Origin of the sequence: Chitinophaga sp., from assembly GCF_036566945.1 — a bacterium.
Taxonomy (GTDB): Bacteria; Bacteroidota; Bacteroidia; order Chitinophagales; family Chitinophagaceae; genus Chitinophaga.
On record NZ_DATCVJ010000935.1, the window covers coordinates 1 to 10,754 of the forward strand.

A 10,754-nucleotide genomic window follows, 5' to 3' on the forward strand; every position below is an offset into this window, starting at 1 on the left:
ACTACCGCCCGATTACCTAAATTTACATCTTTAAAAAGAATACCTTAAAAAGAATAAATAGATGCCTAATACTTCGATTCAACAGCTGGAGGATGTAGTGATAAAATTTGCAGGCGACAGTGGAGACGGGATGCAGTTAACAGGTACCCAGTTTTCAAACAACACCGCTTTATTCGGTAATGACCTGAGCACATTCCCGGATTTTCCGGCGGAAATACGTGCCCCTATAGGCACATTGCCCGGTGTGAGCGGATTCCAGCTACATTTCTCTTCTAACAGAATATTTACCCCGGGTGATGCCTGTGATGTACTGGTAGCCATGAACGCTGCTGCACTGAAAGCCAACCTGAAAGGACTTAAGAAAGGAGGGATCATCCTGGCTAATACCGATGGTTTTGACTCCAAAAACCTGCGCCTGGCCAACTATCCGGAAGGTATCAATCCGCTGGAAGACGGCTCCCTGGCGTCTTATCAGCTCCATACCATGGACGTGACCAAAATGACGCGCGAAGCGCTCAAGGACATGAACATGGGTATGAAAGAGAAAGACCGTGCAAAAAATATGTTTGTACTGGGCTTCCTCTACTGGCTCTACGACCGTAACATGGAGAATACTGAGGTATTCCTGAAAGATAAGTTTGGTAAAAAACCAGATATCCTGGAAAGTAACCTGAGAGTACTGCACGCCGGTTACAACTTTGCCGATACCGTAGAAGCCTTTACTACCCGCTACCGGGTGGAAAAAGCCCGCATGGAACCAGGCACCTATCGCAGCATTACCGGAAATACGGCCCTGTCATACGGACTGGTAGCAGCTTCCCAAAAAGCTAACCTGCCGCTGTTCTTAGGTACTTACCCTATTACACCGGCTTCCGATATCCTCCATGACCTGAGCCGCTTTAAGAATTTTGGTATCCGCACCTTCCAGGCGGAAGACGAAATCGCAGGGATTACCTCTGCTATTGGCGCTTCTTATGGCGGACATATGGGGATTACCACTACTTCCGGCCCCGGTATGGCTTTGAAAGGTGAGGCAATGGGTTTGGCAGTAATGCTGGAAATTCCGTTGATCATCATCGATATTCAACGCGGTGGCCCTTCTACCGGCTTGCCTACCAAAACAGAACAATCTGACCTGTTGCAGGCTTACTACGGTCGTAACGGAGAATGCCCGATGCCAATCGTTTCTGCATCTACCCCGGCAGATTGCTTTGAGGCGGTGTTTGAAGCATTCCGCATTTCGGTACAACATATGACACCCGTTATTTTCCTCAGCGATGGGTACATTGCCAACGGCTCCGAACCATGGCGCTTCCCTAAAGCCGCCGACCTGCCCCAGATTGAAGTGAAATTCAAAAAAGGGCTGGAAGAAGGAGAAGAACAATTCCTGCCTTATCACCGTGATGAAAACCTGGTACGACCCTGGGCTGTTCCCGGTACTCCCGGCCTGGAACACCGCATTGGTGGTCTGGAAAAACAAAATATTACCGGTAACGTAAGCTACGATCCGGAAAACCACCAACTGATGGTGAAAATCCGTCAGGAAAAGGTAGATAAGATCGCAGATCATATTCCGTTACAGAAAATTGAACTCGGTCCGGAAAAAGGAAAAATACTGGTACTCGGCTGGGGATCTACCTATGGCGCCATCAAAAGCGCGGTACTCGACCTGCTGGCGGAAGGCCACGAAGTGGCACATGCACACATCCGGTATATCCGTCCTTTCCCTAAAAACCTGGGCGAAATACTGCACAGCTACGATAAAGTACTGATTCCGGAAATCAACAACGGTCAGCTGATCAAAATTATTCGTGATCAATTCCTGATCGATGCACAGGGTTATAATAAGATTATGGGCGTTCCTATTACCAAAGGCGAATTGGTCACTAAGATCAAAGAAATGCTGGCATAGGCTCCTCCGCAACATATTATTTTATTGCACAATAAAAAATCCTGTCCGTCGTGACAGGATTTTTTGTATTTTCCTGTACCGGGAGGACTATTCACAGCTACTTCCGCCCGGCATTTTTTTAGTTTAAGTTAACTATTATGTATAGCCTTTTTCGCGTATTGCTAACCGTTATCACAGTAGCTGTATTCTATTTGCAGGCAAATGCCCAAACTAATACTTTTGAAGTGCGGATCGCCAACCATGCAGTAGGTACAATAGAAGCTAACAGGAAAACGAATGGACCGGCAAAGAGTATCATTATCAAAACGCGTATCCAGATGATGCTGGCTAAAGTAAACAGCGATATCATTAACGAATACAGTAACAATATACTCTCTACTTCTAAGTCTTCCCGCATCTCCGGTAAAAGCGGAGAAGATAAAAACACGACCACCGTTCGTAACGGTAAAGAATATACGATTATCGTAAACGGAGAAAAATCGGTCATCAATAATGCCGAAATAGAAGAATGTGTGGCAGATCTTTACTTTGCAGAACCTAAACAGGTAACACGGGTATTTTCTGAAACATTAGGCCGCTTTCTGCCTTTAAAATCTATAGGAGGTGGAATGTATGAATTGTTGCTACCCGAAGGGAAAAAGAACGTATTTAAATACGAAAATGGTACACTGGTACTGGTAGAAGTAAACCACTCCTTTGGCAAAGCCATCTTTGTAAAAGTCAGCTAATACTGTATCCGGCAGTATGATCGCGATTCCCCCGATGTGCGCAGACAGCAGACAAGGCTATTATCCCCGCACATCAGGATCACCACTTAAATTATGATACTGTTTGCTCAATGATCTGCCCGGATACTTTGTCTTTCAGGATCAGTTTTTTGGCCCCGAAATGTGTCATTTCTTCTTTCACCAGGTAGTATTGATCGTTGTAATCTGTTAATGTTTTGGTTTTGGTAACACCTTCCTGTCCACGCCAGATGTCTAATTGTACCGGCTCCCATTGTTTGGTAGCAGCACTTTTATAGGCGGCATCTAGAATAGCATTCACCACATACCCATCATAGAAAGTTTCTTTGGCAGCATGACCGCTTTCCATTGCGTTGAACATATCTGTAAACATGTGATTATACCCCAGTTCATTGAGTTCATCACCTACCGGAAACAACCACCCGGTATTGCTCTCGGCTTTTTCAGCTACATAGTCTGCTCCCTTGCCGGTGGTAAACATATCAAACCCGGTGCGTAAAAAGCTGTTGGTCCAGATGGTTCCTTCCGTGCCCATGACTTCATCCCGCAAATCCAGGCCGCCGCGGAAAGTCCAGCTTACCTCAAACTGCCCGATAGCACCGTTTTCATATTTTACCAGTCCAATAGCATGATCTTCTGCATCAATAGGTTTTACCTGTGTATCGGCCCAGCACATTACTTCTACCGGCCGGATATCTTTTCCTATAAAATTGCGGCCAATTTCCACACAATGACAACCCAGATCCAGGATACATCCGCCACCGGCTTGTTCCTTATCCCAGAACCACTCACTATGCGGGCCAGGATGCGTTTCCCTTGACTTTGCCCAGAGTATCCGGCCCAAAGCCCCACTCTGCACGCTTTGTAAAGCTTTCAGAAACTTGGGCGTATATACCAGATCTTCCAGGTAACCATGGAAGATCCCGGCTTTTTCAACGGCCTCCAGCATTCGCTTCGCTTCGGCTGCATTGCGGCCCAGCGGCTTGGTACAGATCACGGCCTTTTTGTGTTTGCAGCAAAGCAATACCGCCGCCTCATGCAAATTATTGGGCAATGATATACATACTACCTCAACCTCCGGATTGGCCACTGCCACTTCCATCTCTGTTGTTTGATATGCCACCTGGTAGTCGTCCGCAAATTTCTTTGCGCTTTCTTCCCGGCGGGAATACACACTCACTATTTTATCGCGACTACGTTGCCCCTGCAATGAATCTGCATAAAACCGCGCAATAAAGCCTGAGCCCAGCATTGCTATTTTTGCCATAGAAACTGTTTTGCCGATGATTAATTTTTAATAACCTTCTCTTTATTACTATCTCTGAAAAATAACATAAACAGTACTAATACTACCGCCGCAATACCAGCAGGGATCAGCCAGATAGTGTGCCAGTTGTGCATGGTATCACTGGTTTTGTAAGCCGCTACAATAGGACCGGAAATAATAAATCCGATCAGCATACCCACGCCATAGGTTGCCAGCGTAACAAAGCCCTGGGCAGAACTTTTAAATTCTTCCCCTGCTACTTTATCTGTGTAAATCTGACCCGTTACAAAAAAGAAATCATAACAGATACCATGCAGTACAATACCTACAATCAGCATCCAGTAATTGCTGTCAATGTTGCCATAAGCAAACAAGGTATAACGCACTACCCATGCGAGCATACCTAAGGCCAGCATCTTTTTAACACCCAACCGAACAAAAAACAGCGGCATCACCAGCATAAACAGAAATTCAGACATCTGTCCCATTGATTGCTTGCCGGCAGCGGCATTCATCCCTATTTCATTCAGGAATGGGTTGGTGAAATTATAGTAAAATGCCAGTGGAATACAGATCGCAATAGAGGCCAGGAAAAACAGCAGGTAAGAACGGTTCTTCAGCATACGAATGGCATCCAGGCCCAGAATTTCCTTTACAGAGATCTGGGTACCTTTCTTGGCAGGAGGTGTTTTGGGCAAGGTAAAACTAAAGATACCCAACAGTAAAGATGCGCCGGCGGCCATTTTGAAAGTAAGGTCCAGCGAATTTGTTTTTTCCCATTGCAACCAGCCTATCAGCAAACCTGCAATGATCCATCCTACGGTACCGAATACACGAATAAATGAAAACTCCTTACTCGGATCGTTCATCTGCCGGAAGGAGATGGAGTTTACCAGTGCCAGTGTTGGCATGTAAAGGATCATATACACCAGCAACACCGGATAAAAACTATCAAAGCTGGTCATGCCGGAACAGGTCCACAGCAGGGCTGCGCCCACCAGGTGTATAACACCCAGGATTACTTGTGCAGAAATAAAACGGTCCGCAATAATGCCCACAATGAAAGGCGCAATCACGGCTCCGATGGATTGCGTAAGAAAGGCCACGCCCACCTGGCTATCAGTGGTGCCTTGCAGATTTTTCAGTACAAATGTGCCTAATGTTACAAACCATGCTCCCCAGATAAAAAATTCGAGGAACATCATAAACGATAGTTGTACCCTAACAGCTGATCTCATAACGACAAATGCTTTATTTATTGAATCTTAATGAACCGTTTAAGTTAATAAAATTTGAGAATTGTCCATTTAAATTAATGATGGACAACAGAAACTTTATTGGTTCACAAAGTACTGTGCGTAATTTTTTTGCCGGGCATCACGGCAATCTCAGAACCAGCCGCCAGCAGGGCGCTACGGGGAGTTTGCTGCAACATGTTTTCAAAGTCTGCCCCATAGAGGGCGCGGGTACTGCAATGATAATCGAAACTGGTAACCGGATGTGTATGCCATTGTGGATGGGTTACCTGGTATTCACCGGTGATCAGATCATTTACCCGGGTATACCCCCAGTAATGTTCGGTAATAAATTCTTCTTCGCTGCCGCCAATAATCGGTTGGGTTGCCTGCAGCGCGGTGGCCGTTAAATGATTCCACTCGTTATGGACCTTCCATTTATAGGCTACTTTCAACGTGTTTGCATCCGGATTTTCCCAACTGTGTTCCATGACATGCGTAGCATACTTTTCTTTGTAAATAGTGTTGGCCACAAACGTAATCAATGGTTTTGGGACCAGCTCTTTTACAAACACTACTCCTCTTTTCCAGCTGCCGTCTTGTTTATAACGTACATAGAAACGAAGATTTACTTCTTCAAAAGTACGGTGGCCGGGTAAACTAATCCCTTTTACCCGGGTGTCCTGAAACAGGAAACCTACCAGGCTTACGTAGCTGGTATTATTCCAGGTATCCAGTTCGGTATGAGCAGGTACATATGCCTTGAGTACCGCCGGATCAGCCTCGAAATTGATCATCAGCAGGTTTCTCCAGGCAGCAGTCAGAAATGGGCGCATAGTTAACTGGCTTTTATAAGCTTGGCATAATACTTACACGCTGGTCTTAGTCCGCATTCACCGCATTTGGGGCTTCTGGCCACACAAGTGTATCGGCCATGCAAAATGAGCCAGTGGTGTGCAATATGTACTTTCTCTTTTGGAATATGTTTCAACAGCTGCAGTTCTGTTTGCAGTGGCGTGGTGGCATTGGTGGTAAGACCGATGCGGGCAGACACCCTGAATACATGTGTATCCACTGCCATATTGGGTTGCTGATGCACCACAGAGGTAATCACATTCGCCGTTTTGCGACCTACACCGGGCAATTTGATCAGTTCCGGTACGGTGGCAGGTATTTCCCCGTTGAAGTCGGCTACCACCATCTGCCCCATTCCTATGAGGTGTTTGGTTTTGTTGTTGGGGTAGCTGATACTGCGGATCAATGGAAACAGGTCGTCGAAGGTGGCCTCGCTGAGGGCATATACATCCGGATACTGTGCAAAGATAGCAGGGGTGGTCATATTCACCCGTTTATCGGTGCATTGGGCAGACAGGATAACAGCTACCAGCAATTGGTATGGATTGTCGTAAATGAGTTCCGTTTCGGCATTGGGTGCATGTTCCTCAAAGTACTTGAGAACAAATGCATAACGCTCTTTTTGAGTCATGCCCTAAAGATAGGAAAAATGAAAAAAGTACCCGTCAGCTACTACTTTTCTTCCTGAGTTTGTTTGTTGGCAGCATAATCAAAGATCAACTGGAGGGTAGCCACCCGGGGAGCATAACGAACCGTGTTAAGGGCCGCCTTGGTATTGTCAAAACAAGCCTGCTCTTCCTGGGTTAAAGAAAGTTCCTCCTGGTGATGTTTGATGTCGCTTTTTGTAACAAGACACAGGGTTGACAGTACAGAAAGTGTAAAATTACTCATGCATTATTATTTTAATACTAAGAATAGGTTCTGTTTTATAACGGTACAAGCGCGGAATCTATTGTTAATTTAGGATAAATTTTTAAGATATGCAAGGGCAGGGAGTGCTTAAGGCTTGGGGGCAGGGGTGATAATGAACAGGTCTTCATTATCTTTTTTCATATAATATTTCTCGCGGGCAAATTTTTCCAGCTTTTCAGGGCTGGAAAGTAATTCCTGTTGTTCTTCTTTGGTTTGTTTGATTTCCTGGATAAAGAAGGCTTTCTGGTTTTCCAGTTTATTTACTTCTGACTGGAACTGATACTGAGACATCAGGTTGGTTTTGTCGAGGAAGGCGATCCAGATTACAAAGGCAGCGAAAGCTATGAAGAACTTATTCTTCAGGAAACTCGGCACTTTATTGATGGATGTTGACCAGGACATACGGCAATTTACGAAAGAATTACGAATTAAGAATTACGAATTACGGAGTATAGCGGATGATTTCCGCGTTTACCGTCTTCGCAAAATTCGTAATTCGTAATTCTTAATTCGTAATTCTTATTTTTTCACACTGATGGAGTTAGTAGGATAAATCGCTACATCACCCAGTGCTTCTTCGATACGGAGTAACTGGTTGTATTTCGCCATACGGTCAGTACGGGAAGCAGAACCGGTTTTAATCTGACCGCAGTTCAGTGCCACGGCGAGATCAGCGATAGTGGTATCTTCAGTTTCGCCGGAACGGTGGCTCATGATAGAAGTATAACCAGCTTTGTGCGCCATGTTTACGGCATCAATCGTTTCAGTTACAGTACCGATCTGGTTTACTTTTACCAGGATGCTGTTAGCGATACCTTTGTCGATACCTTCTTTCAGACGCAGTACATTGGTTACAAATAAATCGTCACCTACCAGCTGAACGCGGTTACCGATAGATTCGGTCAGTTTTTTCCAACCATCCCAATCATCTTCTGCCATACCGTCTTCGATAGAAACGATCGGATATCTGTTAGCCCAATCTGTCCAGAAAGCAACCATTTCATCACTGCTGATTACTTTTTGGGAGCTCTTGTAGAATTTGTAGGTCTTGGTAGCGTCGTCATACATTTCGCTGCTGGCGGCATCCAGTGCAATAGCTACCTGGGTACCTGGTTCGTAACCAGCTGCTTTGATAGCTTCCAGTACAGTTTCGATTGCTTCTTCGTTACTCTGGATTTCAGGAGCAAAGCCACCTTCATCACCTACGTTGGTGCTGTAACCTTTCTTTTTCAGTACGGATTTGAGGTGGTGGAATATTTCCACGCCCCAGCGCAAACCTTCAGAGAAAGAAGGAGCACCTACCGGCACGATCATGAATTCCTGGAAATCAATTTTATTATCCGCGTGCGCACCACCGTTGATGATGTTCATTAAAGGAATAGGCAGGGTGAAAGCGTTTACACCACCGAGGTAACGATAGAGCGGTTGGTTGCTTTCTTCAGCAGCAGCTTTGGCTACGGCCATGCTCACCGCCAGGGTAGCGTTAGCACCCAGTTTAGCTTTATTTGGAGTACCATCGAGTTGAATCAGGAATTTATCGATACCTGCCTGGTCTGTTACTTCCCAGCCAATCAGCTCTTCAGCAATGATGTCATTTACATTATTAACGGCCTGCAGTACGCCTTTGCCCATGTAAACACTTTTATCGTTATCACGCAGTTCTACCGCTTCGTGTTTACCTGTAGAAGCACCTGATGGTACAGCTGCACGACCAAAATGGCCGTCTTCGGTGGTTACATCAACCTCAATCGTAGGATTACCACGGCTGTCAAGAATCTGCCTGGCATGGATTTCTGAAATAGTACTCATAATTCGAAAAGTTATTATTGTTAGCGATTTTTTTAGCAGTTAGAGGACGGCTAAGAGCTCTTCGTCATCTCCCGGAAAATTGTTTCCAGGCTTTGTGAATTGCTCTGCAAAGAAAGTATGTTCCTGTTATTAATCAAAGCAAATTGTAACAGGTTTTTTCTCACCTCATCTACCTGGCTGGTAAATAATTGCCAGCTATGGTCTTCCCGGGCCACTACGCGCGAGATTCCGGCGATGGTGAGCAATTCGGTTTCCGAAACGGGTTCCGCAAAGGTAACCTGTAAATAACCATTGGCCGTATTGTTTTGCTGCAGGACGGATAATTTATCGTCTGCCACAATTTTTCCTTTGTTGATGATGATCACCCGATCGCAAAGCGCTGCTACTTCCTGCATAATATGCGTGGAAAGGATCACGGTTTTGTTGGCGCCCAGCTCCTTGATCAGTTGACGGATATCTGCCAGCTGATTGGGATCCAGTCCGGTGGTAGGCTCGTCGAGGATCAGCACTTCCGGGTCGTGCAGTAATGCCTGGGCCAATCCCACGCGCTGTTTGTAGCCGTTAGACAAGGCGCCGATCTTCTTGTGGCGCTCCGGCTGCAGCCCGGTGAGCTGGATAACTTTTGCAATCCTTTCGGCTCCTGCCTTTCCCAACTGGTGGATACCTGCTACAAACTCCAGGAATTCCCGGATATACATATCGTGATACAAGGGATTCGATTCCGGCAGGTATCCCACCCGTTTACGCACTTCCAGCGACTGGGTAACTATGTCGAAACCACATACACTGGCCTTTCCGCTGGTCGGCGGCAAGAAACCGGTGATCATTTTCATGGTGGTGGATTTCCCGGCACCATTCGGCCCCAGAAAACCGGTGATTTCTCCCTTTTTTAGTTCAAAGGAGATCCCATCTACTGCCCGCTGTTCGCCATATACTTTACTGAGTTCTGATACCTGGATAGACATGTATGCTTGCACGTTTTGCGGGAACTAAAGTACTATAAAAAGAGGATATACTATAACCCCGCCACCAGCCGGGGCAGGAGTGATCTTTTCGTGGTAAAGAAAGTCAACCGCCCGTACGCTTTTTACCGGTTCCGGAACGGTTTTAAAGCCTTCCGGCACGCTTTTACACTAATATGGTACTACTTCGCCAAAATATATATATATTTATGGCCAAATTAAGTAACACGTATATGTGAACGAAAATACCTGTACCGACATTGGCATATAACTTGCATTTAACGTGACACCTATACGTTATATAACCTATACAGGCAAAGCACTACATATAAAATCACTTTCATGCTTCAACCCAACATTTGATGTCAAACTTTCTAAAAAAAGCAATGGGCCTTTTTGTGGAATTTGAACCCGACGAACACAGCGATGTCAGCAGGCCGGAACAGCCTTCCCTGTCGCAAAAATTCCCGCTTAGTAATCCGGCAGGATCTGCGCCGGCCCGGCCACCAGGACCTGTTGCCCTATCTGCTTCAGATATGGACAAATTTGAACAGCACTTTAGTGCGCTGTTCGAAAAAAGCAACTTTCCCGGGCCTGACTATTACGAGTTCTGGAAAATGATGGATGCATTGGAAGCGCATGTAAAGGATGAAAATGCCCGTATGTCGGCCGTGTATGCTACACTCAGCATTCAGGGCCTCACCAAAAACAGACTCATTGAAAGCGCTGCACAGTACAAACAAATCATTGAGCAGGACAAAGCTGAATTTGAAAAAGCAGCCAGCGACAAAGCCGCTACGGAAGTAGATGGCCGCCATCAGCAACTGCAGGACATGGAAAAGAAAATGGCCGATAACGCCGCGCTGATCCAACAGCTTACCAAAGAAATTACAGAAGCACAGGCAAAGTCAGAACAGTTGAAGGCACAGATGGCAGAACAGGAAGAGAAAATAGTAGCGAACCGCCAGGGATACCAGGTGGCTTGCGAGGCTATGGTTAGAAAAATAAACACAGACATTCAAAAAATAGAAACATCGCTTTAACGCTATGGAGACG

11 protein-coding genes are annotated in these 10,754 nt (G+C 45.7%); 3 read left to right on the forward strand and 8 right to left on the reverse strand.

What is annotated here, in order from left to right:
- The first annotated feature begins 61 nt into the window (after window positions 1-61).
- The gene (locus VIP81_RS28075) at window positions 62-1,912 is read left to right on the forward strand and encodes a 2-oxoacid:acceptor oxidoreductase subunit alpha (protein ID WP_331969331.1); all 1,851 of its coding nucleotides are present in this window, start codon (window positions 62-64) and stop codon (window positions 1,910-1,912) included.
- Between the two features lie 137 nt (window positions 1,913-2,049).
- A complete protein-coding gene (locus tag VIP81_RS28080) occupies window positions 2,050-2,640 on the forward strand; it encodes a DUF6134 family protein (protein ID WP_331969334.1) in 591 nt (196 codons plus the stop codon).
- Between the two features lie 91 nt (window positions 2,641-2,731).
- Here the strand turns inward: VIP81_RS28080 and VIP81_RS28085 are convergent, their stop codons facing one another.
- The 8 genes from VIP81_RS28085 to gldA all read right to left on the reverse strand — a co-directional run bounded on the left by VIP81_RS28085 (window position 2,732) and on the right by gldA (window position 9,701).
- Entirely contained in the window at window positions 2,732-3,925 is a 1,194-nt protein-coding gene (locus VIP81_RS28085) for a Gfo/Idh/MocA family oxidoreductase (RefSeq protein WP_331969337.1), read from the reverse strand.
- A gap of 20 nt (window positions 3,926-3,945) precedes the next feature.
- On the reverse strand, window positions 3,946-5,163 hold the full coding sequence (locus VIP81_RS28090; protein WP_331969340.1) for a nucleoside permease: 1,218 nt from the start codon (window positions 5,161-5,163) through the stop codon (window positions 3,946-3,948).
- Between the two features lie 104 nt (window positions 5,164-5,267).
- Entirely contained in the window at window positions 5,268-5,996 is a 729-nt protein-coding gene (locus tag VIP81_RS28095; RefSeq protein ID WP_331969343.1) for a DUF2071 domain-containing protein, read from the reverse strand.
- A gap of 2 nt (window positions 5,997-5,998) precedes the next feature.
- Entirely contained in the window at window positions 5,999-6,646 is a 648-nt protein-coding gene (gene nth / locus VIP81_RS28100) for an endonuclease III (protein ID WP_331969346.1), read from the reverse strand.
- Between the two features lie 41 nt (window positions 6,647-6,687).
- Complete coding sequence (locus VIP81_RS28105) at window positions 6,688-6,906, reverse strand: hypothetical protein (RefSeq protein ID WP_331969349.1); 219 nt, start codon at window positions 6,904-6,906, stop codon at window positions 6,688-6,690.
- Window positions 6,907-7,014: 108 nt separating this feature from the next.
- The gene (locus VIP81_RS28110; RefSeq protein WP_331969352.1) at window positions 7,015-7,329 is read right to left on the reverse strand and encodes a septum formation initiator family protein; all 315 of its coding nucleotides are present in this window, start codon (window positions 7,327-7,329) and stop codon (window positions 7,015-7,017) included.
- Window positions 7,330-7,446: 117 nt separating this feature from the next.
- Window positions 7,447-8,736 carry a phosphopyruvate hydratase gene (eno, locus tag VIP81_RS28115; protein WP_331969355.1) on the reverse strand — a complete coding sequence of 430 codons (1,290 nt, stop codon included), beginning with the start codon at window positions 8,734-8,736 and terminating at the stop codon, window positions 7,447-7,449.
- A gap of 50 nt (window positions 8,737-8,786) precedes the next feature.
- Window positions 8,787-9,701 carry a gliding motility-associated ABC transporter ATP-binding subunit GldA gene (gldA, locus tag VIP81_RS28120; RefSeq protein ID WP_331969358.1) on the reverse strand — a complete coding sequence of 305 codons (915 nt, stop codon included), beginning with the start codon at window positions 9,699-9,701 and terminating at the stop codon, window positions 8,787-8,789.
- A 359-nt stretch (window positions 9,702-10,060) separates the two neighbouring features.
- On the opposite strand from gldA, the gene VIP81_RS28125 reads away from it, so the two are divergent.
- Entirely contained in the window at window positions 10,061-10,741 is a 681-nt protein-coding gene (locus tag VIP81_RS28125) for a hypothetical protein (RefSeq protein ID WP_331969361.1), read from the forward strand.
- Window positions 10,742-10,754 lie beyond the last annotated feature (13 nt).

Bases quoted from the DNA above. Each gene is read 5' to 3' on its own strand.
- VIP81_RS28075 (WP_331969331.1), top strand. From the start codon at position 62: ATGCCTAATACTTCGATTCAACAGCTGGAGGATGTAGTGATAAAATTT.
- VIP81_RS28080 (WP_331969334.1), top strand. From the start codon at position 2,050: ATGTATAGCCTTTTTCGCGTATTGCTAACCGTTATCACAGTAGCTGTA.
- VIP81_RS28085 (WP_331969337.1), bottom strand. From the start codon at position 3,925: ATGGCAAAAATAGCAATGCTGGGCTCAGGCTTTATTGCGCGGTTTTAT.
- VIP81_RS28090 (WP_331969340.1), bottom strand. From the start codon at position 5,163: ATGAGATCAGCTGTTAGGGTACAACTATCGTTTATGATGTTCCTCGAA.
- VIP81_RS28095 (WP_331969343.1), bottom strand. From the start codon at position 5,996: ATGCGCCCATTTCTGACTGCTGCCTGGAGAAACCTGCTGATGATCAAT.
- nth (WP_331969346.1), bottom strand. From the start codon at position 6,646: ATGACTCAAAAAGAGCGTTATGCATTTGTTCTCAAGTACTTTGAGGAA.
- VIP81_RS28105 (WP_331969349.1), bottom strand. From the start codon at position 6,906: ATGAGTAATTTTACACTTTCTGTACTGTCAACCCTGTGTCTTGTTACA.
- VIP81_RS28110 (WP_331969352.1), bottom strand. From the start codon at position 7,329: ATGTCCTGGTCAACATCCATCAATAAAGTGCCGAGTTTCCTGAAGAAT.
- eno (WP_331969355.1), bottom strand. From the start codon at position 8,736: ATGAGTACTATTTCAGAAATCCATGCCAGGCAGATTCTTGACAGCCGT.
- gldA (WP_331969358.1), bottom strand. From the start codon at position 9,701: ATGTCTATCCAGGTATCAGAACTCAGTAAAGTATATGGCGAACAGCGG.
- VIP81_RS28125 (WP_331969361.1), top strand. From the start codon at position 10,061: ATGTCAAACTTTCTAAAAAAAGCAATGGGCCTTTTTGTGGAATTTGAA.